The organism is Protaetiibacter larvae, assembly GCF_008365275.1.
In the GTDB taxonomy this organism is placed as follows: domain Bacteria; phylum Actinomycetota; class Actinomycetes; order Actinomycetales; family Microbacteriaceae; genus Homoserinibacter; species Homoserinibacter larvae.
This window is the reverse complement of record NZ_CP043504.1, coordinates 2,204,916-2,228,635: the sequence shown is the minus strand read 5'-3', so window position 1 is coordinate 2,228,635 and position 23,720 is coordinate 2,204,916. Positions and strand designations below refer to the sequence as shown.

Here is a 23,720-nt window from a genome sequence, read left to right as displayed (position 1 = left end):
ACACTCACCAAGGAGAGAGTCCATGAAGAAGTGGATCACCTCGGTCGCCGCGATCGGTGTCGCGTCGGCCTTGCTGCTCACCGGCTGCTCCGCCGGTGGCAATGGCGGCGACACCCCGCAGGGCGCAGCCCTGACGATCGCCAAGCCGGACGGCGCGATTGCGACCGAGTCGAACAACCCCTGGGTCGGCGACAGCTCGGCCCTGAAGCTCGGCTACGTCAACGTCATCTTCGAGCCGCTCGCGTTCGTCAACGTCGTCGAGCCCGCCCAGGACCCGGTGCCGTGGCTCGCCGAGAAGATCGAGTGGGCGCCCGACTACCGGTCGGTCGAGCTCACCGCTCGCGAGGGCGTGAAGTGGAACGACGGTGAGGACTTCACCGCCGACGACATCGCCTTCACCTTCGAGTACCTCAAGGCGCACCCGGAGATCGAGTTCAACGCCCTCGGCATCGACACCGTGTCGGTCGACGGAAACGTCGTGTCCGTGTCGTTCACGAACTCCGTGTTCGTGAAGCGCGACAAGGTGCTGCACCAGTTCATCGTGCCGAAGCACGTCTGGGAGAGCATCGACGAGCCCGCGACCGAGACCAACCCGAAGCCCGTCGGCACCGGCCCGTACACTCTCACGAGCTTCAGCTCGCAGAGCGTGCGCGTGGACCAGCGCGACGACTACTGGGGCGGCAAGCTGGCCGTGCCGACGATCTTCTACGTGTCGTACAACGACAACACGGCGCTGACGACGGCTCTCGCCAACGGTGACGCGGACTGGGCCCAGGGCTTCATCCCGAACATCAACGACGCCTACATCTCGAAGGACCCGGAGCACAACAAGTACTGGGCTCCCGCGGGTCTCGGTGTCGACGCCCTCTGGTTCAACGTGACCAAGAAGCCGTTCGACAACGTGGCTCTGCGCCAGGCGCTGAACTACATCGTCGACCGCAGCAAGCACCTCGAGATCGCCCGTGAGGGCTCCATCCCGGCGCTCACCTCGGTGACGGGCCTGCCGACCCCGGCCGGTGACCCGTACATCATCGACGAGTTCCAGGGCCAGGAGTACACGGTCGACGTGGACAAGGCGAAGGAGATCCTCACCGACGCCGGCTACACCTGGAACGGCGACGGCAAGCTCGTCGACCCCGACGGCACCGTGGTGACCTTCACCCTGCAGGTTCCGCAGGGCTGGAGCGACTACGTGACGGGCATCACGCTCATCGCGGACTCGGTCAAGGCGATCGGCATCGACGCGACCGTCGACACCCCGGACGTCGACACCTGGTGGGCCGCCAAGGGCACCGGTGACTTCGAGGCGATCCTGCACTGGACCGACACCGGTCTCACCCCGTGGGACATCTACTCGAACGTCATGGACGGCAAGCGCCTCCTGCCGATCGGTGAGCAGTCGGAGCAGTACAACTTCGGCCGCTTCGACAACGCCGAGATCACCGACGCCCTCTCGGAGTACGCGAACGCGGACTCCGACGACGCCCGCCAGGCGGCCCTCGAGGTCATCCAGCGCGGCTTCGTGAACGAGGCGCCGGCGCTCCCCATCGGAACCCGTCCGTTCATCGGCGAGTTCAACACCCGTAACTACGTGGGATGGCCCTCTGACGAGAACCCCTACGCCGTTCCGGAGCCCACCCGCCCGCAGCAGCTTCTCATCCTGACGAAGCTCAAGCCGGTCGAGTGACCCGCCAGCTAGCTCGCTAGCTGGACAGCAGTGAATGGGTGCTCCCGGGAGCGATCCCGGGAGCACCCACCCGCACGCAAGCCCGGTACCCGCCGGGACGATGGATAGAGGTACCCCCGTGACGGATCGGTCGCTCCTGACGATCGACGACATCCACGTCGTCTACGACGTCGACCCCCCGGTGCACGCCGTACGCGGCGTCTCGCTCACCCTGGAGCGCGGTGAGATCCTCGGACTCGCCGGCGAGTCGGGCTGCGGCAAGACGACACTGGCCTACGCCGTGCAGCGCCTGCTGCGGCCGCCGGCCGTCATCAGCGGATCGGGCGTCGTCTTCCACGACGCCGACGGCGAGGACATCGACGTGCTGGGCCTCGGCACCGACGAACTGCGCCGCTTCCGCTGGAACAAGGTCTCGATGGTCTTCCAGGGCGCGATGAACGCCCTCAACCCGGTGAAGACGATCGGCAGCCAGCTCGAGGACGTCTTCACGACGCACCGGCCGCAGCTGACCCGCCAGGAGCGGGTGGCAGAGTCGGCTGAACTCCTCGACATCGTCCAGGTGGGCCGCGACCGCCTCAAGTCCTACCCCCACGAACTCTCGGGCGGCATGCGCCAGCGCGTCATGATCGCGATGGCGCTCGCCCTCAAGCCGCAGCTCATGATCATGGACGAGCCCACGACGGCGCTCGACGTGCTCATCCAGCGCGAGATCCTCCAGCAGATCTCCGAGCTGCGGAAGACCTTCGGCTTCTCGGTGATCTTCATCACCCACGACCTGCCCCTGCTGCTGGAGATCAGCGACCGCATCGCGATCATGAAGGAGGGCGAAGTGGTCGAGCTCGACACCCCCGAGCACATCTACCGCGGCGCGAGCCACGAGTACACGCGCAAGCTGCTGAGCTCGTTCCCGAGCCTCACGGGTGACCGGGGCGGATTCCTCCGCGGCGAGACCGAGCCGAGCGCGACGGGGACGGCACGATGACCACCCTCGAGTTCTCCCACGTCAGCCGGGTGTACCGCGTCCGCGGTGCAGGCACCCTCAAGGCGCTCGACGACGTGAGCTTCACCCTCGACTCGGGTCGCACGATCGCCCTCGTCGGGCAGTCGGGATCCGGCAAGTCGACGATCGCGAAGATCCTGACCCAGCTGGAGGCGCCGAGCTCGGGAGAGATCCTGCTCGACGGGCAGCCGATCCCGCGCCATGGGCGTGCGCTGCGCTCCTACCGGCAGAAGGTGCGGATGGTCTTCCAGGACCCGTTCGCATCCCTCAACCCGTACCACACGGTGCGTCACCACCTCGAGCGTCCGCTGCGGCTCGACCGCGTGGTGCCGCGTGGCGAGGTGGATGCCGAGGTGGCCCGGCTGCTCGAGCGCGTCAAGCTCGACCCGGCACTCGCCGACCGCAGCCCCCACGAGCTCTCCGGCGGCCAGCGCCAGCGCGTCGCGATCGCCCGGGCGCTCGCCTCCCGGCCGAGCCTACTCATCGCCGACGAACCCGTCTCGATGCTCGACGTCTCGATCCGCCTCGGCGTGCTGAACCTGCTCGCCGAACTGCAGCGCGAGTCGAACCTCGGCGTGCTCTACATCACCCACGACCTCGCGACCGCCCGCCACTTCAGCGACGAGATCATGGTGCTCAACAAGGGCGTGGTCGTCGAGTACGGACCCGCCGACGAGGTCATCCTCAACCCGCAGCACGACTACACCCGCCGCCTGCGCGATGCCTCCCCGAACCCCGACGCGCTCTACGGGGCGTCGTCGACCCGCTCGAAGGAGGCGGGCGCATGAGATTCTTCCTCCGCCGCGCGATCTTCTACGTGTTCACCGCGTGGGCCGCCATCACCATCAACTTCTTCCTGCCGCGCTTCATGAAGGGCGACCCGATCAGCGCCTACCTGGCCAAGAACCAGGGCAAGGTGAGCCCCGAGGCGATCGAGTCGCTCCGGATCCTGTTCGGCCTCAACACCGACCGCTCGCTGTGGCAGCAGTACCTCGACTACTGGGGCCTGCTGCTGCGCGGAGACCTCGGCCGTTCGCTGTCGAAGGGCCTCGCGCCCGTGACCGACATCATCGCCGAGGCGCTGCCCTGGACGATCGGCATCGTCGGCATCGCGACCGTCATCAGCTTCATCGTCGGCACCTCGATCGGCACCTACATCGGCTGGCGCCGCGGCTCGAAGGCGGAGTTCGTGGTGCCGGTCGCCACCTTCCTCTCGACCGTGCCGTACTTCTGGCTCGGCCTCATCATGATCGCGGTCTTCTCGACGACGCTGCGCTGGTTCCCGGCCTCGCACGCCTACGACAAGATCTACATACCCGAGTTCTCCTGGGACTTCATCGGCAACGTCATCTATCACGGCACCTTGCCGGCGTTGACGATCGTCATCACCTCGCTCGGCGGCTGGATCCTCGGCATGCGCAACATGATGATCACGGTGCTCGACGAGGACTACATCACGGTCGCGCAGGCCAAGGGGCTCTCGCCGCGGCGGGTCGCCGTCAACTACGCCGCACGCAACGCCGTGCTGCCGCAGCTGTCGAGCTTCGCGCTGTCGCTCGGCTTCATCGTCGGCGGCACGCTCATCATGGAGATGATCTTCAGCTACCCGGGCGTGGGCCTGCGGCTCTTCGAGGCGACGCTCGCCAAGGACTACCCGCTCATGCAGGGCATCTTCCTGGTGATCACGCTCTCGGTCCTCGTCGCGAACATCATCGCCGACATCGCCTACGCGGCCCTCGATCCGCGCACCCGACAGGAGGAGGCACTGTGACCACCGAGACCGGCCACGTCGCCACTCTCGAGCGGAAGAAGCCGCGCCAGCGCGGCAAGCTCTCCGAAGCCTTCGCGATGTTCCGCAACGGGAAGTCGCTCACGGGCCTCATCATCCTGGGCTTCTTCGCCCTGCTCGCGATCTTCGGACCGTGGATCGCGCCGTACGACCCGAACGCGATCGACCTCGAGTACCGCAACGGCCCGCCGTCGGCGACCCACTGGCTCGGCACGACCCATCTCGGCCAGGACATCCTGAGCCAGATCATCATCGGCAGCCGTGACGTCATGTTCGTGGGCTTCGCCGCCGGTGTGATCGGCACCCTGCTCGCGGTGGTCATCGGTGTCACCGCCGGCTACATCAAGGGCGCCGGCAGCGAGGCGCTCTCGGCGCTGTCGAACGTGTTCCTCGTGATCCCGGGCCTGCCGCTCATCATCATCATCACGTCGAACTTCGACGACCCCTCGATGCTCCTCATCGCGATCGTGCTCGCCATCACCGGATGGGCGTGGGGCGCACGGGTGCTGCGCGCCCAGACGATGTCGCTGCGCAACCGCGACTTCGTGCAGGCGGCGCGCGCCAACGGCGAGCCGCTCTGGCGCATCATCGGCGTCGAGATGCTGCCGAACCTCATGGCGATCATCGCCTCGAGCTTCGTCGGCACCGTGACCGCGGCGATCCTCACCCAGACGACGCTCGCCTTCGTGGGCGTGACGCCCATCACGCGCTGGAACTGGGGCACGATCCTGTTCTGGGCGCAGAGCCAGAACGCCTTCCCGGACCGCTGGTGGTGGTACCTGCCCGCCGGCCTGTGCATCGCGCTCGTCGGAACGGCGCTCGCGCTCGTCAACTTCGGCATCGACGAGTACGTGAACCCGCGCCTGCGCAGTGCGGGCAAGCGTGCCCGCGCGCTGCGCAAGAAGGGCTTCACGCAGACCGACGCGACCGTCGTCGCCACCACGGGATCCGCCGTGACCGCGACGGGTGCCGCCGTCGCCGCGGGGGAGAAGGCGTGAGCGCGCTGCCCAGCGGGTTCCTGTTCGGTGCGGCGACCGCCGCCTTCCAGATCGAGGGGGCCGCTCACGAGGGCGGCCGCACCGACTCGGTCTGGGACGCCTTCTGCCGGGTGCCCGGCGCCGTGATCGCGGGCGACGACGGCGAGGTGGCGTGCGACCACTACCACCGCTACCGCGACGACGTGGCGACCATGAAGGAGCTCGGGCTCGGCGCTTACCGCTTCTCGACCGCGTGGCCGCGCATCCGCCCGGGGCACGGGCCGGTGAACCCCGAGGGCATCGGCTTCTACGACCGGCTCGTCGACGAGCTGCTGGGCGCGGGCATCGAACCGTGGCTCACCCTGTACCACTGGGATCTGCCGCAGGAGCTCGAGGAGCGCGGTGGTTGGGCGTCCCGCGACACGGCATTCCGCTTCGCGGAGTACGCCGTCGACGTGCACGCGGCGCTCGGCGACCGGGTGACGCGCTGGACGACCCTCAACGAGCCGTGGTGTGCCGCCTTCCTCGGCTACGCGGCCGGCGCGCATGCTCCCGGTCGCCAGGAGCCGGCGGCGGCCGTCGCCGCGGGGCACCACCTGCTGCTCGGCCACGGGCTCGTCGTGGAGGCGCTGCGGGCGGCCGACCCGACCCTGTCGCTCGGCATCACCCTCAACCTCACCGTGGTCGACCCGGTGGACGCGGGCGATCCGGGCGACCTCGACGCGGTGCGTCGCATCGACGGCCAGATCAACCGCTTCTTCCTCGACCCGCTGCTGCGGGGAGAGTACCCGGCCGACGTCCGCGAGGATCTCGCCGCGGTGTGGGCCGAGGGGCTCGTCCAGGAGGGCGACCTCGCCACGATCTCCACCCCGATCGACTTCCTCGGCGTGAACTACTACCACGGCGAGGCGGTGAGCCTGCAGCCTGCGGCCCCGCGCGAGGCGCTGGAAGCACCCACCGACCGGCCCACCTCGACACCGTTCCCGGCCGCCGACGGCATCTTCTTCCACTCGCGCGAGCTTCCCCGCACCGCGATGGACTGGGAGGTGCAGCCCGAGGGGCTCACCCGCCTGCTCACCCGTCTGCACGAGGAGTACACGGCCCCGCGCGGCACCGCGCTCTACGTGACCGAGAACGGCGCCGCCTACGACGACGAGGTCGCGCCCGACGGCTCGGTGCAGGACGCCGACCGCGTGGCCTTCCTCGAGGCGCACCTCGCCGCCGTCGCGGATGCGGTGGAGGCGGGGGTCGACGTGCGCGGCTACTTCTACTGGTCGCTGCTGGACAACTTCGAGTGGGCCTGGGGCTACGCCAAGCGCTTCGGGATCGTCCGGGTCGACTACGCGACGCAGGAGCGCACGATCAAGGCCAGCGGACGCCGCTACGCGGAGCTCATCGAGTCGGTCCGCAGCGGACTCGCAGCGAAGCGTTAGGTAAGGCTCGCCTATACTGGGAGGGATGCTCCTCTCCGACGTGCTCCCCGCCTCCATCGCCTGGAATCCCGGCGACGGCGACTCCGTGCTGCTCGGCGCCGTCGACGCCGACATCGCGATCGCGGAGACCGTCGCGGCCACCCTGCCGCCGAAGGCGCGCGGCCGCATCTTCCTCGAGGTGGCCGACGCCGCCGGCATCCGCGAGTTCTCGGCCCCGGGCCGGGTCTGCGTGACCTGGCTGCTGCGTGACCGCGGCCAGAGCATGCGCGCCGCCGTCGACGCCTGGCTCGCCGAGATGCTGCCGGTCGAGGCCGAGCGCGAGCACCAGGTGTACGCCTGGGTCTCGGGCGACCGCGCCGCGCAGGCGCTCTCCTCGAACTAGCGGTCACCGCCGATCGAGTGCCGGCTCACAGGTACCCGCCGTCGCGCAGCCCCGCCTCCACCTCGAAGCGATTCGTGAGGGCCACGCGCCCCGCCGCCAGGTAGAGGATCGGCAGGCTCAGGCCGTACCGGCGCCACTGCTGCTTGTGCACCGCCTCGTGGGTCAGCACGCGGTCGCCGAGCCCGTCACGGGTGAGGTAGACGGCTCCGATCGTCGTCCCGCCGCGCCCGAACGCCCAGCGCGGCAGCTGGTGGATGACGTGCAACCCGTGGCTCCGGCGGTGCCGCCCGAGCAGGAGCGTGCCCCACAGGAACCCCGCGGCCGTCGCGAACCAGAAGCCGGGGCGCGCCACGACGGGCCACAGCAGCAGCCGCCGCAGCCCGGGGACCGCGACCACGCCGCGGACGAGCCAGGCGGCGGCGCGCTCGGGACGGCTCGGGTGCAGCGGTCGGATCGATGCCGGCATGCTCAACCGCGCAGGGCGCCGATCACCCGCAGGATCGTGGGGGCGTCGTCCACGGCGTGCTCCGCCGACTCGGGCGCGAACGCCGCGATCGTCGCCCCGGCGAGCGGGAACCGGGCGACGAGCGCCCGGATCGTCGCGACGAGGGCACTCGGCGACACCCCGAAGGGGATCGGCTCGAGGAGGCCCGCGAACTCCGCGGGATCGAGCACGTCGAGGTCGACGTGCAGGTAGAGGCGACTCGCCCCGCTCGCGGCGACCCAGCTCAGCAGTCCCTCGACGTCGGACACCGCGTCGACGCCGAAGGAGGCGATGCCGTGCTCGGCGGCGAAATCTTCCTCACCCGGGTCCCACTGCCGTGCGCCCGCCACCAGGAGGCGCTCGGGGGCGACCACGCCGTCCGCCACGAGCGCGGCGAGCACCATGCCCGCGAACGCCCCGGACGGTGAGCTCGCGGGGGTGTTGAGGTCGGGGTGGGCGTCGAACCAGATCACGGCCAGATCGTCGCCGGCCACGTGGGCGATCGCGGCAGCCGAGACGGCGCAGTCCCCGCCGATCACGATGGCGGGCTCGTCGAGCTCCCCGAGCGCGTCGCCGAGTCGTTCGCGCACGAGCTGCAGCGAGCCGAACCGCGCGATCCCGGTGCCCTGCTCGTCGCCCGCCTCGAGCGGCACCGCGACCTCGCGGGTGGCGCTGACGGGCAGGTCGGCGCGGATCGCGGCAGCGCCTTCGGCGAGGCGCATCGCCCGGCTCGACGGGGAACCCTGCCACTGCGGGACGACGACGAAGGCGACCATGCACTCTCCCGGATCCGGGCGCGCGGGGTGCACCCGATGTCGGAATCCTATGCGGTGCCCGCCCGCTCAGCGCAGGACGAGCGACGATGCCGGACCGGTGACGAGGCGGACGGGCCCGCCGTCGTCGGGCACCAGCTCGATCGCCGCCGAGAGCTCGTACACGCCCGGGCCGAGCGGCGGCAGCTCCTCGCGAGAGGTCGCCTCGTCGTCTCCGGGCGAGCAGCGCGCGGGGATGAGGGTGGCCGTGTAGGCGATCGACTCTCCGGGGGCGAGCTCGAAGGCCGGCCTGATGGCGGTGGAGAGCCTCCCGCTGTGCCAGAGCACCACGTCGTCGCGGGCGACGGTGAGCGCGGGGGCGAGCGTCGTCGCGCCCGCCACGGACGACGCGCCGGTGTTGGTGAGGGTCACATCCACCACGATGCGCGACGCGTCGGCCGCCGCGTCGACGGGGGTGACGGTGAGCACCAGACCGGATGGATCGGGCGACGCCTCGGCGGGGGACGCCCCGCACACGCTCGACGTCTCGGCGGGAGGCACGGCGCCCGACGCCGACTCGGGGGCCGCGCCGTCCTCGGCGGTGAACAGCCCGTCCGCCTGGCTCCGGAGGCCTTCGTCGGCCGCGCTGCCGCCGGCCGCCGAGATCCCGATCGGACCGGCGCCCAGTCCGATCGCGACGGGCACCACGAGCGCGACCGCGGCGAGTCCCGAGCCGATGCCGATCGCGAGCTGCTTCGGTCGACGCCGGGCGCGAGCGCGACGGATGATGCGGGCCACGTCGAGCCCGCCCGGCTCCTCGGGCTCGCCCTGCAGGAGAGCGCGCAGTTCAGCTTCGGTGGGCACGATCGCCCTCCTTCGTCGGATGGTCAGGGGACGGCGGGTTCGCAGGTCCCGAGAGGTACGGGGTGGTGCCGGTGCCCGGGCGCGCCCCGCCCGGGCCGAGGCGCCCCGCGACCGTCCCGTCGTCGGCGAGGGCGATGGCCATCTTGGCGAGCCCGTCGCTCAGATACCGCTTGACGGCTCCCGCGCTGATGCCGAGCGTCGTGGCGATGTCGTCCACCTTGAGGTCGTCGTAGTAGCGCAGCAGCAGGCAGGCCCGCTCGCGGGGGGTCAGCTTGCTGAGCTCTCCGTGCAGGTCGAGCCGCGTGTCGGTCTCGGCGTCGGGCGAGGGCACCTCCTCGGGCCGGTACTGGCTCGGGGCCACTTTGCGCCAGCGCGAGACGCGTCGGCCTCCGTCGAGGTAGGCGTTGAGGATGGCGCGGCGCACGTACGCCTCCGCGCTTGCGACGGTGAAGCCGTTGCGGAGGCGGCCGAAGGTGCGCACGAGGGCGTCCTGCACGAGGTCCGCGGCGTCATCGGGGCTGCCGCTCAGGAGGCGCGCGTAGCGCAGCAGGGCATCCCCGCGCTCGGCGACGAGCTCGGCGACGACATGCTCCCATCCGGTGTCCCGTGCCATGGCATCCTCCCCTCTACCTGTTGAGACGAACACTCGCGCGATTTCGTTGGGCGAGCTCGCGGCCCGCGGCGGCGAGCCAGCGGGCGGGATCCGCCAGCGCGGCGGCGCGCGATCCGGCGAGATCGACGAGCGCGAGGGCGGCCCGAGACCCCCCGACGGCAGGATCCACGGATCCCGCGACGAGTGCGACGGGAACGCCCGCCGCATCCGCGTCGCGCACCACGGCGCCCACGACCTTGCCGCTCAGCGAGCTCGCGTCGACCCGGCCCTCGCCGGTGATCACCAGCTCGGCGTCGACGATCGCCGCATCGAGTCCCGTGAGAGCGGCGATCGCGCGGGAACCGGAGGCGAGCCGCGCGCCCCACGCCGTCCGCAGTCCATAGGCGGTGCCGCCCGCGGCGCCCGCGCCTGGCTCGTGCGCATCCCCGCCGAGCACGGCGGCGAGGCGGCGGAGCCCGGCATCGAGCAGCGCGATGTCGTCGGGCGTCGCGCCCTTCTGCGGGCCGAACACGGCTGCCGCCCCGCGCGGCCCGGTGAGCGGCGCCTCGACGTCGCACCACAGCTCGAGCACGGCCGGGGGAGTGCGCAGGCCGGTGGCGTCGATCCGGGAGAGTCGCCCGAGCGCCGCGCCTCCGTCGGGCAACTCGCGGCCCTCCGCATCGAGGAACCGCGCCCCGAGCGCCGCGAGGGCGCCCGTGCCGCCGTCGGTCGAGCCGGATCCTCCGAGCCCGACGACGAGGTGCGTCGCACCCGCGTCCATCACCCGCCCCAGCAGTTCGCCGAGGCCGCGCGTCGAGGCGCCGAGCGGGTCGGGGCGTGCCATGAGCGGCAGGCCCACGCCTTCCGCGAGCTCCACGAGGGCGCGCCCGTCGGGCAGCTCGAGCCAGCGTCCGGGGTTCGGTCGGCCGTCGGCGCCCGCCACCGGCCCCGCATCGTGCGGCACCGCATCCGGAACCGCGGCGGAGACGACCTCGAGCGTGCCGACACCGCCGTCCGCCTGAGGCAGCAGGATCACCTCGTCGTCGGGACGCACCGCGCGCCAGCCCTCCGAGATCGCGCGCGCCGCGTCGAGGGCCGAGATCGACCCCGTGAACGAGTCGGGGGCGACGACGATGCGCATGGCATCCAGTGTGGTGCCCTCGACACGATTCGAACGTGCGACTTCTTCCTCCGGAGGGAAGCGCTCTATCCACTGAGCTACGAGGGCGGGACTGACCTAGGTTAGCAGCATGGATCTCACCGCCCCCGCGCCCGGTCGACGCCGGTGAGTCTGCGTCGCGAGGTGCGGTCGAGCCTCACCTTCGAGGTTTCGGATCCCACCGCGTTCGTGCTCGCGCTCGCCCCCGCGGAGGGGATTCCGGTCTCCGTCGAGTCGCTGCGGGTGACGATCGACGGCGATCCCGTCGAGACGCGCCCCGCCTCGGACGGTCACGGCACGCGGCTCGCGCTGTTCGAGACAGTCCCCGGCATTTTGCAGCTCGACTACGCGGCGACGGTGGTCGGCCGGGCGGCACCCGTCGCGGTCGAGCCCGTCGATGCGATCGTCTACCTCCGGCCGAGCCGGTATGTGCAGTCCGACGTCCTCACCTCGTTCGCGCGCGACACCTTCCCCGGCAGGGATGGCGCCGCCCTGGTGCGCGCGGTGGCGGACTGGGTGCACGACCGCCTCGACTACCGGGCGGAGGCGACCTCGCCGACCGGCGGTGCGGTCGAGACCCTCGAGCTGGGGGCCGGGGTGTGCCGCGACTACGCCCACCTCACCGCGGCGCTGCTGCGGGCGCTCGACGTGCCTGCGCGGCTCGTCTCGGTCTACGCGCCGCAGCTCGAGCCCATGGATCTGCACGCCGTCGTCGAGGCCCTCGTCGAGGGGCGCTGGGTGGCGGTGGACTCGACCCGGCTCGCCCCGCGCGCGGCGATGGTGCGCATCGCGACCGGACGCGACGCCACCGATACTGCCTTCGAGACCAACACCCTCGCCGATGTGACCCTGCTGTCGATGGCGGTCGCCGCGAACGCCGACGAGACCTTCACCGACGACCCCGACGCGCTCGTCGAGCTCAGCTGACCTCCGTCGCGCCTCACGGCAGGGCGGCGAGCACGGCCTCCACGAGCGGCGAGGCGTCACCGGGCTCCTGGAAGTAGGGGGAGCGGATCACCACCCAGTAAGCGCCCGCGAACACGATCGCCTCGCCCACGCCCCCGGCCACCGCGAAGTAGGCCTCGTCGCCGTAGGTCGGCACCATCGTGCTCGAGGCGTACGCCTCGTTGGCCTTCGCCTCGAGGGATGCGCTGTCGAGCTGCGCCACCGAGAGGTCGATCACGTCGGAGCTCGTGTTGTTCTGCCAGCGGCAGGCGACCCCCTCCGCTGCGACGGCGTCCGCCGCCGCGGAACCCGCATCCGGGCTCCATCCGTCGATGAGGCTGAAGTTGGGGTTGAAGTCGTACATCGCCTGCGCCGGGATGAGGGCATCGCACGCGACATCGACCGGGGTCGCGCTCGGCGTGGGCGTCGCGCTCGGGCTCGCCTCGGGGGAGGCGCTCGGGGTGTCACCCGGGGCGGGGGCGGAGCTCGACGGCGCGGGCTCCGGTGCACGGCAGCCGCTCAACAGCACCGCGATCCCCAGGACCACGGATGCGGACAGCACGAGAGCGGGGGAGCGGCGCGGCATGGATCCATTGTCACCCGGTCGTCATCCGAAACCCGGCGCGACGGGCTCGGATAGGATCGAACCTCGTGAATCCCGCCGAACTCGCCGCCATCCTGCTCGACCACGTGCGCCGGGCGGCCGCCGCGCGCGGCGTCGGCCCGGAGGAGATCACCCCCGAGGACGTCACCCTCGAGCGCCCGCGCAACCGCGAGCACGGCGACTGGGCCTCCAACGCGGCCCTCAAGCTCGGCAAGCGGATCGGCACCTCGCCGCGCGAGTTCGCCGAAGAGCTGGCAGCCGCGCTCGTCGAGGTCGACGGCATCGCCGCCGCCGAGGTGGCGGGCCCCGGCTTCCTCAACATCACCCTCGACGCCGCGGCCGCAGGGGTGCTCGCGCAGCGCATCCTCGAGGCGGGCGAGGCCTACGGGCGAGGCGAGCTGTATGCCGGTGTGCGCATCAACCTCGAGTTCGTCTCGGCCAACCCGACGGGACCGATCCACATCGGGGGCACCCGCTGGGCGGCGGTCGGCGACAGCCTCGCGCGACTGTTCGAGCTGCAGGGCGGCGACGTCACCCGCGAGTACTACTTCAACGACCACGGCGCCCAGATCGACCGCTTCGCGCGCAGCCTCGTCGCGGCGCACCGCGGCGAACCCGCCCCCGAGGACGGCTACGGCGGCAGCTACATCGCCGACATCGCGGCCCGCGTCGAGAGCGACTACCCGGGCGACCTGGATGCCCTGCCGCGCGACGAGCAGCAGGAGGTGTTCCGCGAGCTGGGCGTCGCGCAGATGTTCGGCGAGATCAAGGCGAGCCTGCACGAGTTCGGCGTCGACTTCGACGTGTACTTCCACGAGAACGAGCTGCACGAGTCCGGTGCCGTGGGTCGGGCGGTCGAGCGGCTGCGCAGCCTCGGGCACATCTACGAGGCCGACGGCGCCACCTGGCTCGCCACCACCGAGTTCGGCGACGACAAGGACCGCGTCGTCATCAAATCCGACGGGGAACCGGCGTACATCTCGGGCGACCTCGCCTACTACCTCGACAAGCGCGAGCGCGGCTTCGACCGTTGCATCATCATGCTCGGCGCCGACCACCACGGCTACGTGCAGCGCCTCATGGCGATGACGGCGGCGTTCGGCGACGTGCCCTACGTCAACCTCGAGATCCTCATCGGCCAGCTCGTCAACCTCGTGCAGGGCGGCGAGCCGGTGCGGATGTCGAAGCGCGCCGGAACGGTCGTCACGATGGAGGACCTGGTCGGCGCGGTCGGCGTGGATGCCGCCCGCTACGCGCTCGTGCGCAGCTCGATCGACTCGCAGGTCGACATCGATCTCGACCTGCTCACCAAGCGCACCAACGACAACCCGGTGTTCTACGTGCAGTACGCGCAGTCGCGCACGCGGGCCGTCGCGCGCAACGCGGCGAGCGCCGGCGTCGACCGTTCGAGCTTCGACCCCTCGCTGCTCGTCCACGAGACCGAGAGCGAACTGCTCGGCGCCCTCGCCGAGTATCCGCGCATCACGCTGCAGGCGGTCGAGCTGCGCGAACCGCACCGCATCGCGCGCTATCTCGAGGACCTCGCGGGTTCCTACCACCGCTGGTACGGGGCCTGCCGGGTGATCCCGCAGGGCGACGACCCGGTCGAGGAGGTGCACCGCGCGCGGCTCACCCTCAACGACGCCACGGGCCAGGTGCTGCGCAACGGCCTGACGGTGCTCGGGGTCTCGGCCCCCGAGCGGATGTGATCGCGGGCACCGCGTGAACCTCGCCACGCCCGAGCTCGTCCGCCGCAGACGACGGGTGTGGCCGTGGGTCGTGCTCGGCGTCGTCGTGCTGCTCGGGGCGGGGGCGGTCGCCGCCGACTTCCTCGTGCGCGGCTGGGCGGAGGGTCTCGTGGCCGCGCGTATCGCCGAGGCGCTCGAGGTGCCCGACGAGGATGCCGTCGAGGTGCAGCTCGGCGCGGGCTCGGTGCTGCTGCAGGCACTCGCCGGCAGCGTCGACCAGGTCGACATCCGGGTGGACGACCTCGCGCTCGGCCCGCTCACGGGGGATCTCGCCGTCGCCGCCCAGGGGGTGCCGCTCGACCCGGCGAGCCCGACCCGTGCGCTCGCGATCGACTACCGGATCGCGAGCGCGGGCCTCTCGGGGATCGCCGATCAGCTGAGCGGCGTCCCGATCGACGAGGTGTCGATCGAGGGGTCGGAGCTGCTCGCCTCGGGGAGCATCTCGCTGCTCGGGCAATCGTTCCCGCTCGGCATCGGACTGACACCGGCCGCCGTCGACGGTGCGCTCGGCTTCGCGCCGACGAGCGTGCGGATCGGCGAGCGCACCGTCACGGCCGCCGAGCTCGCCGCCGACCCGCTGTGGGGAGGGATCGCCGGCCCGATCCTGCAGCAGCGCACCGTGTGCATCGCCGACCAGCTTCCGGCGGTCTTCCTGCTCACGCGCGCCGAGATCGCGCAGGGCGAGCTCCACCTCGGCCTCGCCGCCGCGGGGGTCGCCCTCGGCGGCCCGGAGCTCACCGTCAAGGGCGATTGCCCCGCGTGATCGGCGGCGCGGGCCTCCCGATAGAATGACTCCCGGCTTCAGGGACCAAGCCGGGTCCGCTCGCCTCACTCTCTTCGTTCCGACGACTCCGTGAGGTAATCGTGACCGTGAATCCGCTGGCTCCCGGGTGGCTCGCCCACCCGGAGGACGCGAACGCGCTCGCGCCCGCGGTCTGGTCGCGCAACGCCGACCGCGCCCCGTCCGGTGCGCTGCGGATCGGCGGGATCAGCGCCCCCGCATTGCACGCCGCATACGGCACCCCCCTCTACGTCATCGACGAGCTCGACGCCCGCGAGCGCGCCGCCGAGCTCCGCGACGCCTTCGCGGCCGCCTTCGCCGCGGTCGGCGGACGCACGACCGTGTACTACGCGGGCAAGGCGTTCCTCTCGACCGAGGTCGCGCGCTGGATGATCGAGGCCGGGCTCAACATCGACGTGTGCAGCGGCGGCGAGCTCGCGGTGGCGCTCGCCGCCGACGTCGATCCCGCCCGCCTGGGCTTCCACGGCAACAACAAGAGCCTCTCGGAGATCGACCATGCGGTCGAGATCGGGGTGGGCGCGATCGTTCTCGACAGCGTCGTCGAGATCGAGCGTGTCGCGCAGGCCGCGCACCGTCACGGCCGCGTGCAGAACGTGCGGCTGCGCATCAACAGCGGGGTGCACGCCTCCACGCACGAATACCTCGCGACCGCGCGCGAGGACCAGAAGTTCGGCATCCCGCTCGCCGACGCCGCGGCGGCGGTGGCCGCCATCCGCTCCCACGACAGCCTGCGCTTCCTGGGGCTGCACTCCCACATCGGTTCGCAGATCTTCGAGTCCGCCGGCTTCGTCGAGGCCGCGAGGCGGCTCCTCGCCCTGCACGCCGAGCTGCTCGCGGGCGGCGAGGTTCCGGAGCTCAACCTCGGCGGCGGGTTCGGCATCGCCTACACGAGCGCCGACGAGGTCACCCCGATCGCGCGGATCGCCGCCGACTTCGCGGAGGTCGTCGCCGCGGAGTGCGCGCGCCTCGGCATCCCCGTCCCGGTCGTCGCCATCGAGCCGGGTCGCGCGATCATCGGCACGGCGGGCGCCACCCTCTACGAGGTCGGCACGGTCAAGGACGTCTCGGTCGACGAGCGCGCGGTGCGCCGCTACGTGAGCGTCGACGGCGGCATGAGCGACAACCTGCGCACCGCGCTCTACAAGGCGGAGTACTCGGTGCGGATCGCCAATCGCGTCTCGGACGCCGATCCGGCGCTCGTGCGGGTCGCCGGCAAGCACTGCGAGTCGGGCGACATCGTCGTGCAGCACGACTACCTGCCGGGCGACGTGAGCCCCGGCGACCTGCTGGCCGTGCCCGCGACGGGCGCCTACTGCTGGTCGCTCGCGAGCAACTACAACTACCTCGGCCGCCCGGCCGTGGTGGCCGTGCGCGAGGGACGCAGCCGGGTGCTGATCCGTCGCGAAACCGAATACGACCTGCTCCGCCGGGACACCGGCGTGAGCAGCGGTGCGGAGGATCTCGACTTCCGCGCCCACCCACCCACGATGGAACCCCAGTGATCGAATACCGCAACCTCAAGATCGCCATCCTCGGCGCCGGATCCGTCGGCGCCCAGGTGGCCTCCCTCCTCCTGGAGCACGGCGAAGAGCTCGCCAACCGGGTCGGCGCCGGGCTCGAGGTGGTCGGCATCGCCGTGCGCGACCTCGACGCTCCGCGCACCGCCGAGATCCCGCGCGAACTGCTCGCGACCGACGCGCGCTCGCTCATCCTGGGAGCCGACATCGTCATCGAGGTCATGGGCGGCATCGAGCCGGCCCGCGAATACCTCGAGCTGGCCCTCACCTCGGGCGCCGACGTCATCACGGCCAACAAGGCCCTGCTGGCCACCCACGGCCCCGAGCTGTTCGCGATCGCCGAGCAGGTCGGTGCGCAGCTGTACTACGAGGCGGCCGTCGGGGGCGCGATCCCCATCATCCGCCCGCTCCGCGACAGCCTCGCGGGCGACCGCGTGCACCGCATCCTCGGCATCGTCAACGGCACGACGAACTACATCCTCGACCGGATGGACCGCGACGGCGACACCCTCGAGCAGGCGCTCGCCGCCGCCACCGAGCTCGGCTACGCCGAGGCCGATCCGACCGCCGACATCGACGGCTTCGACGCGGCGCAGAAGGCCGCGATCCTCGCGAGCCTCGCCTTCCACACCACCGTCGCCGTCGACGGCGTTCACCGCGAGGGCATCCGCACCGTCACCCGCGACCAGGTCGTCGCGGCGCAGCGCTCGGGGTTCGTGGTCAAGCTCCTCGCGGTGTGCGAGCGCCTCGTCGACCCCGAGACGGGACGCGACGGGGTGAGCGCCCGCGTGCATCCCGCGCTCATCCCGGCCGGTCACCCGCTCGCGGCCGTGCACGGCGCCAACAACGCCGTGTTCGTCGAGGCGGAGGCGGCAGGCAGCCTCATGTTCTACGGCGCGGGTGCGGGTGGGCGCCAGACCGCGTCGGCCGTGCTCGGCGACCTCGTCTCGGCGGCGCGCCGCCATGTCGTCGGCGGGCCGGGGGTCGCGGAGTCGACCCACGCCGACCTGCCGATCCTGCCGATCAGCTCCGTCTCGACCCGCTACCAGATCACCCTCTCGGTGCTCGACCGCCCCGGGGTGCTCGCGCAGATCGCGACCCTGTTCAGCGAGCACGGCGTCTCCGTGGAGGCCGTGCAGCAGAGCGTCGTGACGGTCGGCGGCGGTGAAGACGAGGAGTCCGCCGGCGCTACGCTGGTGATCGGCACGCACCGGGCGACCGAGAAGGCCCTCGCCGCGACGGTCGCCGATCTCGCCGGCAGCCCCGTGGTCGCACGGGTCGAGAGCGTGCTCCGGGTCGAAGGATTATAGGAAGACAGTCATGGCTCACCAGTGGCGCGGAGTGCTCCGCGAATACGCCGACCGGCTCGATGTCTCGGACGCGACCCCCATCATCTCCCTCGGCGAAGGCGGCACGCCGCTCATCCCCGCCGCCGCGCTCTCGGCACGCACCGGCGCCGAGGTCTGGGTCAAGTTCGAGGGGATGAACCCCACCGGCTCCTTCAAGGACCGCGGCATGACGATGGCCGTGTCGAAGGCCGTCGAGCACGGTGCGAAGGCCATCATCTGCGCCTCGACCGGCAACACCTCCGCCTCGGCCGCCGCCTACGCGACCCACGCCGGCATCACCGCCGCCGTGCTCGTGCCGGAGGGCAAGATCGCGCTCGGCAAGCTCGCGCAGGCGATCGCGCACGGCGCCGAGCTGCTGCAGGTGCGCGGCAACTTCGACGACTGCCTCGACATCGCCCGCGAGCTCGCCGCGCAGTACCCCGTGCACCTCGTGAACTCGGTCAACAACGACCGCATCGAGGGCCAGAAGACGGCCGCCTTCGAGGTCGTCGAGGTGCTCGGCGACGCCCCCGACTTCCACTTCATCCCGGTCGGCAACGCCGGCAACTACACCGCGTACACGCGGGGCTACAAGGAGGAGGCCGAGCGCGGCGCCACCACGCAGCGTCCGCGGATGTTCGGCTTCCAGGCCGAGGGCTCCGCACCGCTCGTGCGCGGCGAGATCGTGCGCGACCCCGACACGATCGCGAGCGCCATCCGCATCGGCAACCCCGCATCGTGGGAGCTCGCCCTCATCGCGCGCGACGAGACCGACGGCTATTTCGGTGCGATCAGCGACGCGAAGATCCTCGAGGCGCACCGCATCCTCTCGAGCGAGGTCGGCGTCTTCGTCGAGCCCGCCTCCGCCGCGAGCGTCGCAGGGCTCCTCGAACGGGCCGAGGCCGGCGTGATCCCGAAGGGCGCGCGTGTCGTGCTGACGGTCACGGGGCACGGTCTGAAGGATCCGCACTGGGCGCTGCGCACCGCGGACGGCTCGGAGGTGCAGCCCACGAGCGTCGCCGTCGACCCCGCCGAGATCGCGGGTGTTCTGGGCCTCGTCAAGCGTCCGGCCGACGCGACGGCGTCTGCATGAGCCTCGTCGGGCGCACCGTCACGGTGCGCGTGCCCGCCACCACGGCCAATCTCGGGCCGGGCTTCGACACCCTCGGGATGTCGCTCGCGGTCTACGACGAACTGCAGGTCACGGCGCGCGAACAGCCGGGCGCGACCGTTCAGGTGATCGGCGTCGGCGAGGGCGAGGTGCCCACCGACGAGACGAACCTCGTGGTGCGCTCGATCGCCCACACCTTCGCCTCGGTCGGTCAGGAACTGCCGGGACTCGAGCTCCTGGCGCGCAACGCGATCCCGCACGGCCGCGGGATGGGCTCCTCGGGCGCCGCGATCGTCTCGGGCATCATGGCCGCGAAGGGGCTGCTCGAGGGCGTCGTCGAGTTCGGCGCCGAACAGCTGCTCGCCCTCGCGACGGAGCTCGAGGGGCACCCCGACAACGTGGCGCCGGCGCTCTTCGGCGGTCTCACGATCACCTGGATGACCCCCGAGGGCCCGCGGTTCAAGAAGCTCATCGTGCACCGGGGTGTGAGCCCGCTCGTCGCGGTGCCGCGCGAGCGCACCATGTCGACCGCGCTCGCCCGCAGCCTGCAGCCGCAGTCGGTGCCGCACGAGGACGCCATCTTCAACGTCTCGCGCTCGGCGCTGCTCATCGCGGCTCTCGTGCAGAGCCCCGAGCTGCTGCTCGCCGCGACCGAGGACAAGCTGCACCAGAGCTACCGCGCGAGCGCCATGCCCGAGACGGATGCCCTGATCCAGATGCTCCGCGGCGAGGGCCTCGCGGCCGTCGTCTCGGGGGCGGGCCCCTCCATCCTGGTGCTCGGCAGCGACCCCGCCCAGCGCCTTCGCGCGGCCGAGCTCATCGCCGAACACGCCGAGTCGGTGTGGGAGTGCCTGATGCTGGCCGTCGACTTCCGGGGTGCTACAGTGGTGCTGCACTCGGACGACGCCGCGGCGTAACCCGGCGCGAGGGTGCATCTCACCGGCATTCGCCTACCGCCGTTTCACGCATTCCCATGCAACCCGAACCGCAACCGGCGATGCACCCAGCTCGGGATGTTCTGTGCCCGGGTCGAAAGGACAATCCAGTCGTGACCGACGCCACCACCTCCGCAGCAGCTGCGGGGGATCGCGCCGCCCTCAGCCGCCTGCGGCTTCCGGAGCTTCAGGCTCTGGCAGCCGAGCGCGGCATCGTCGGCGTTTCCAAGATGCGTAAAGGAGATCTCGTGGACTCTCTCTCCGACCTTTCCGAGACCGAGAGCGCTGACGCGCCCGTGACCGAAGAGGCCCCGACCCCGGCGGAGGAGGCCCCCGTCGAGGAGGCTCCCGTCGAGGAGCAGCCTGCGGAGGAGGCTCCTGCAGAGGAGGCTCCTGCAGAGGAGCAGGCCCCCGAGGCGGCCGCGGAGGAGGCTCCCGTCGAGGGGCCGCCCGCCGCCGCTCCGGCCCGCCGCGGCTCGCGCCGCGTGAGCGCCGCCACGGCGGACGCCGCGGCTATCGCCGCCTCGCTGCCCCCGCTCGAGTCGACCGAACCGGTCGCCGCGACGGGTCGCCGCAGCGCCGCCCAGCACGCCGCGCAGGCCGAGCTCGGCCTCGAGCTCGACAAGCTCATCCCGAGCAGCACCTCGGCCGAGTCCGAGGGCGAGGGCGAGGGCGCGCAGCCCAGCCGCCGCAGCCGCAACCGCCGCGGAGGCCGCGGCCAGAACGGCCAGAACGGCCAGGGCGCCCAGGGCCAGAACGGCCAGGCCCAGAACGGCCAGGCCCAGAACGGCCAGCAGGGCGAGCAGCCCGCGGGCGGCCAGCAGGGTCAGAACGGCCAGCAGCGCCAGAACGGCCAGCAGAACCAGGGCCAGCAGAACCGCCAGGCCCCCGCAGGCGAGGACGCCGACGGCCAGTTCGGCCCCGACGGCGAGAGCCGCAGCCGCAACCGCTACCGCGACCGCAAGCGCGGAGGCCGTGGCGGCGTGGTCGACGAGCTCGAGCCGGAGATCTCCGACGACGACGTGCTCATCCCCATCGCGGGCATCCTGGACGTGCTCGACAACTACGCCTTCGTGCGCACCACGGGCTACCTTCCCGGCCCGAGCGACGTCTACGTGTCGCTCGGTCAGGTGAAGAAGTACAACCTGCGCAAGGGTGATGCCGTCGTCGGCGCCATCCGCCAGCCCCGCGAGGGCGACCAGGCCTCGAGCCGCCAGAAGTACAACGCGATCGTCAAGATCGACTCCGTCAACGGCCAGACCGTCGAGGAGGCGGCCGGTCGCGTCGACTTCGGCAAGCTCACCCCGATCTACCCCAACGAGCGCCTGCGTCTCGAGACCACGCCCGAGAAACTCTCGACGCGCATCATCGACCTCATCGCGCCCATCGGGAAGGGCCAGCGCGGCCTCATCGTCGCGCCCCCCAAGGCCGGCAAGACGCTCATCCTGCAGGCGATCGCCAAGGCCATCGCGATCAACAACCCCGAGGTCCACATCATGGTGGTCCTCGTGGATGAGCGCCCCGAAGAGGTCACCGACATGCAGCGCTCGGTGAAGGGCGAGGTCATCGCCTCGACCTTCGACCGTCCCGCCGAGGATCACACCACGGTCGCCGAGCTCGCCATCGAGCGCGCCAAGCGCCTCGTGGAGCTCGGCAACGACGTCGTCGTGCTGCTCGACTCGATCACCCGCCTGGGTCGCGCCTACAACCTGGCCTCGCCGGCGTCCGGGCGCATCCTCTCCGGCGGTGTCGACGCCTCGGCGCTCTACCCGCCGAAGCGCTTCTTCGGAGCCGCCCGCAACATCGAGGGCGGCGGATCGCTCACCATCCTGGCGACGGCGCTCGTGGAGACCGGATCCAAGATGGATGAGGTGATCTTCGAGGAGTTCAAGGGCACCGGCAACATGGAGCTGCGCCTCTCGCGGGCCCTCGCCGACAAGCGCATCTTCCCGGCGGTCGACCTCTACGCCTCGAGCACCCGCCGCGAGGAGGAGCTGCTCTCAGCCGACGAGGTGAAGATCACCTGGCGTCTGCGCCGCGCGCTCGCGGGGCTCGAACTGCAGCAGCAGCTCGAGGTGGTGCTGTCGAAGCTCAAGGAGACCGGCTCCAACGTCGAGTTCCTCGTGCAGATCCAGAACTCGCTCCCGGCGGGCAACGGCAACGGGCACGCCCACAAGGAGTAGCGCGTGTTCGAATCGGTCCAGTCGCTGCTGGCCGAGCACGAACAGCTCCAGCAGCAGCTCGCGGACCCCGCGATCCATGCGGATGCGGCGCGCGCGAAGAAGGTCAACCGGCGCTACGCCGAGCTGAGCCAGATCGCCGCGGCGCACGCCGGCTGGCAGCAGGCGCAGTCCGATCTGGCCGCTGCGCGCGAGCTCGCCCGTGAGGACGAGGCCTTCGCCGAGGAGATCCCCGCGCTCGAGGAGGGGCTCGTCGCCGCGCAGGAGAAGCTGCGGCGGCTGCTCATCCCGCGCGACCCCGACGACGGGCGCGACGTGATCATGGAGATCAAGGGCGGCGAGGGCGGCGAGGAGTCGGCCCTGTTCGCGGCCGACCTGCTGCGGATGTACCTGCACTACGCGGAGTCGCGCGGCTGGAAGACCGAGCTGCTCGAGCGGACCGAATCGGATCTCGGCGGCTACAAGGACGTGCAGCTGGCGATCAAGTCGAACGCCACCGACCCGGCCGACGGCGTGTGGGCGAGCCTCAAGTACGAGGGCGGCGTGCACCGCGTGCAACGGGTGCCGGCGACCGAGTCGCAGGGCCGCATCCACACCTCCACGACGGGCGTGCTGGTGTTCCCCGAGGTCGACGAGCCTGAAGAGATCGACATCAACCCGAACGATCTGAAGATCGACGTCTTCCGCTCGTCCGGTCCGGGCGGTCAGAGCGTCAACACGACCGACTCGGCGGTGCGCATCACCCACCTGCCGACCGGCATCGTGGTGTCGATGCAGAACGAGAAGAGCCAGCTGCAGAACCGCGAGGCCGGCATGCGCGTCCTGCGTGCGCGACTCCTCGCCCGGCAGCAGGAGGAGCTCGCGGCGGTCGCCTCGGACGCCCGCAAGAGCCAGATCCGGACGATGGATCGCTCGGAACGCATCCGCACCTACAACTTCCCCGAGAACCGCATCGCCGACCACCGCACCGGCTACAAGGCCTACAACCTCGATGCCGTGATGAACGGCGCCCTCGGCCCCGTCATCGAGTCGTGCATCCAGGCCGACGAGGAGGCCCGCCTCGCCGAGCTGGGTGCGGGGGAGTAGCGGATCCCCTCACCGCTGCGTCGCCCCTCGCCCCCATCCCCTCGCCCGCATCCCCTCGCCCCCATCCCCTCTCGCGCTCCCGTCCCGCGCTCCCGTCCCGCGCTCCCGTCCCGCGTGAACTCCCGTCCCAAATCAAGGAGTCGAGCAACCCGAATCACGGAGTTGCGGCGTCGAATCGGCCACCTGGGCACCACCAGCACCACCAGCCACACCGCCTCCTTGATTTGGGTTGCTCGACTCCTTGATTTGGGACGGGAAGGGCGGAGGGAGGGAGCCGGGAGGCGCGGAGGCGGGGAGGGGCAGCGCCTCGGATGCGCGGGCGGCGGCACCGGGCAGGTAGTCTGC

At 71.3% G+C, this 23,720-nt stretch carries 22 protein-coding genes and 1 tRNA gene; 16 read left to right on the top strand and 7 right to left on the bottom strand.

The window, feature by feature from the left end:
* The first annotated feature begins 22 nt into the window (after positions 1 to 22).
* From FLP23_RS10500 to FLP23_RS10470, 7 genes are all read left to right on the top strand, one after another.
* Entirely contained in the window at positions 23 to 1,687 is a 1,665-nt protein-coding gene (locus tag FLP23_RS10500; protein WP_149325814.1) for an ABC transporter substrate-binding protein, read from the top strand.
* A 100-nt stretch (positions 1,688 to 1,787) separates the two neighbouring features.
* Positions 1,788 to 2,669, top strand: coding sequence for an ABC transporter ATP-binding protein (locus FLP23_RS10495; RefSeq protein ID WP_149325813.1), 882 nt, complete (start codon positions 1,788 to 1,790; stop codon positions 2,667 to 2,669).
* Positions 2,666 to 3,475 carry an ABC transporter ATP-binding protein gene (locus FLP23_RS10490; protein WP_149325812.1) on the top strand — a complete coding sequence of 270 codons (810 nt, stop codon included), beginning with the start codon at positions 2,666 to 2,668 and terminating at the stop codon, positions 3,473 to 3,475. The genes FLP23_RS10495 and FLP23_RS10490 overlap by 4 nt, the downstream gene beginning before the upstream one ends.
* Positions 3,472 to 4,458, top strand: coding sequence for an ABC transporter permease (locus FLP23_RS10485; RefSeq protein WP_149325811.1), 987 nt, complete (start codon positions 3,472 to 3,474; stop codon positions 4,456 to 4,458). The genes FLP23_RS10490 and FLP23_RS10485 overlap by 4 nt, the downstream gene beginning before the upstream one ends.
* Positions 4,455 to 5,474, top strand: a complete 1,020-nt coding sequence (locus FLP23_RS10480; protein ID WP_149325810.1) for an ABC transporter permease — start codon at positions 4,455 to 4,457, stop codon at positions 5,472 to 5,474. The genes FLP23_RS10485 and FLP23_RS10480 overlap by 4 nt, the downstream gene beginning before the upstream one ends.
* Positions 5,471 to 6,886: a GH1 family beta-glucosidase gene (locus FLP23_RS10475; protein WP_168200429.1), complete on the top strand. Its 1,416-nt coding sequence runs from the start codon at positions 5,471 to 5,473 to the stop codon at positions 6,884 to 6,886. Before FLP23_RS10480 ends, FLP23_RS10475 begins: the two co-directional genes overlap by 4 nt.
* A gap of 25 nt (positions 6,887 to 6,911) precedes the next feature.
* Positions 6,912 to 7,268: an SIP domain-containing protein gene (locus FLP23_RS10470; protein WP_149325808.1), complete on the top strand. Its 357-nt coding sequence runs from the start codon at positions 6,912 to 6,914 to the stop codon at positions 7,266 to 7,268.
* 25 nt (positions 7,269 to 7,293) lie between these two features.
* Here FLP23_RS10470 and FLP23_RS10465 read toward each other — a convergent pair whose 3' ends face one another.
* From FLP23_RS10465 to FLP23_RS10440, 6 genes are all read right to left on the bottom strand, one after another.
* Complete coding sequence (locus FLP23_RS10465) at positions 7,294 to 7,734, bottom strand: hypothetical protein (RefSeq protein ID WP_149325807.1); 441 nt, start codon at positions 7,732 to 7,734, stop codon at positions 7,294 to 7,296.
* 2 nt (positions 7,735 to 7,736) lie between these two features.
* A complete protein-coding gene (locus FLP23_RS10460; protein ID WP_149325806.1) occupies positions 7,737 to 8,528 on the bottom strand; it encodes an arginase family protein in 792 nt (263 codons plus the stop codon).
* 66 nt (positions 8,529 to 8,594) lie between these two features.
* Positions 8,595 to 9,368, bottom strand: a complete 774-nt coding sequence (locus tag FLP23_RS10455) for a hypothetical protein (RefSeq protein WP_149325805.1) — start codon at positions 9,366 to 9,368, stop codon at positions 8,595 to 8,597.
* Positions 9,352 to 9,981, bottom strand: a complete 630-nt coding sequence (locus tag FLP23_RS10450; RefSeq protein WP_149325804.1) for an RNA polymerase sigma factor — start codon at positions 9,979 to 9,981, stop codon at positions 9,352 to 9,354. The genes FLP23_RS10455 and FLP23_RS10450 overlap by 17 nt, the downstream gene beginning before the upstream one ends.
* A 13-nt stretch (positions 9,982 to 9,994) precedes the next feature.
* A complete protein-coding gene (locus tag FLP23_RS10445; protein ID WP_149325803.1) occupies positions 9,995 to 11,101 on the bottom strand; it encodes a glycerate kinase in 1,107 nt (368 codons plus the stop codon).
* 11 nt (positions 11,102 to 11,112) lie between these two features.
* Positions 11,113 to 11,188, bottom strand: a tRNA-Arg gene (locus FLP23_RS10440).
* Between the two features lie 57 nt (positions 11,189 to 11,245).
* Between FLP23_RS10440 and FLP23_RS10435 the strand changes: the two genes are divergently transcribed.
* Positions 11,246 to 12,046 carry a transglutaminase-like domain-containing protein gene (locus FLP23_RS10435; RefSeq protein WP_246139965.1) on the top strand — a complete coding sequence of 267 codons (801 nt, stop codon included), beginning with the start codon at positions 11,246 to 11,248 and terminating at the stop codon, positions 12,044 to 12,046.
* Positions 12,047 to 12,059: 13 nt separating this feature from the next.
* On the opposite strand, the gene FLP23_RS10430 is transcribed toward FLP23_RS10435, so the two are convergent.
* A complete protein-coding gene (locus FLP23_RS10430; protein WP_149325802.1) occupies positions 12,060 to 12,650 on the bottom strand; it encodes an arginyl-tRNA synthetase in 591 nt (196 codons plus the stop codon).
* Positions 12,651 to 12,715: 65 nt separating this feature from the next.
* On the opposite strand from FLP23_RS10430, the gene argS reads away from it, so the two are divergent.
* The 8 genes from argS (at position 12,716) to prfA (ending at position 23,375) form a co-directional block, all read left to right on the top strand.
* Positions 12,716 to 14,377, top strand: a complete 1,662-nt coding sequence (gene argS / locus FLP23_RS10425; protein ID WP_425468253.1) for an arginine--tRNA ligase — start codon at positions 12,716 to 12,718, stop codon at positions 14,375 to 14,377.
* Between the two features lie 13 nt (positions 14,378 to 14,390).
* Positions 14,391 to 15,179 (top strand): LmeA family phospholipid-binding protein, encoded by a 789-nt coding sequence (locus tag FLP23_RS10420; RefSeq protein ID WP_149325800.1) that lies wholly within the window; start codon positions 14,391 to 14,393, stop codon positions 15,177 to 15,179.
* A 101-nt stretch (positions 15,180 to 15,280) separates the two neighbouring features.
* The gene (gene lysA / locus FLP23_RS10415; RefSeq protein WP_149325799.1) at positions 15,281 to 16,720 is read left to right on the top strand and encodes a diaminopimelate decarboxylase; all 1,440 of its coding nucleotides are present in this window, start codon (positions 15,281 to 15,283) and stop codon (positions 16,718 to 16,720) included.
* Complete coding sequence (locus FLP23_RS10410; protein WP_149325798.1) at positions 16,717 to 18,045, top strand: homoserine dehydrogenase; 1,329 nt, start codon at positions 16,717 to 16,719, stop codon at positions 18,043 to 18,045. The genes lysA and FLP23_RS10410 overlap by 4 nt, the downstream gene beginning before the upstream one ends.
* Positions 18,046 to 18,055: 10 nt before the next feature.
* Positions 18,056 to 19,156, top strand: a complete 1,101-nt coding sequence (gene thrC / locus FLP23_RS10405; protein ID WP_149325797.1) for a threonine synthase — start codon at positions 18,056 to 18,058, stop codon at positions 19,154 to 19,156.
* Complete coding sequence (thrB, locus tag FLP23_RS10400) at positions 19,153 to 20,091, top strand: homoserine kinase (protein WP_149325796.1); 939 nt, start codon at positions 19,153 to 19,155, stop codon at positions 20,089 to 20,091. Before thrC ends, thrB begins: the two co-directional genes overlap by 4 nt.
* Positions 20,092 to 20,171: 80 nt before the next feature.
* Positions 20,172 to 22,292 carry a transcription termination factor Rho gene (gene rho / locus FLP23_RS10395; RefSeq protein WP_149326284.1) on the top strand — a complete coding sequence of 707 codons (2,121 nt, stop codon included), beginning with the start codon at positions 20,172 to 20,174 and terminating at the stop codon, positions 22,290 to 22,292.
* Between the two features lie 3 nt (positions 22,293 to 22,295).
* On the top strand, positions 22,296 to 23,375 hold the full coding sequence (gene prfA, locus FLP23_RS10390; protein ID WP_149325795.1) for a peptide chain release factor 1: 1,080 nt from the start codon (positions 22,296 to 22,298) through the stop codon (positions 23,373 to 23,375).
* Positions 23,376 to 23,720: the final 345 nt, after the last annotated feature.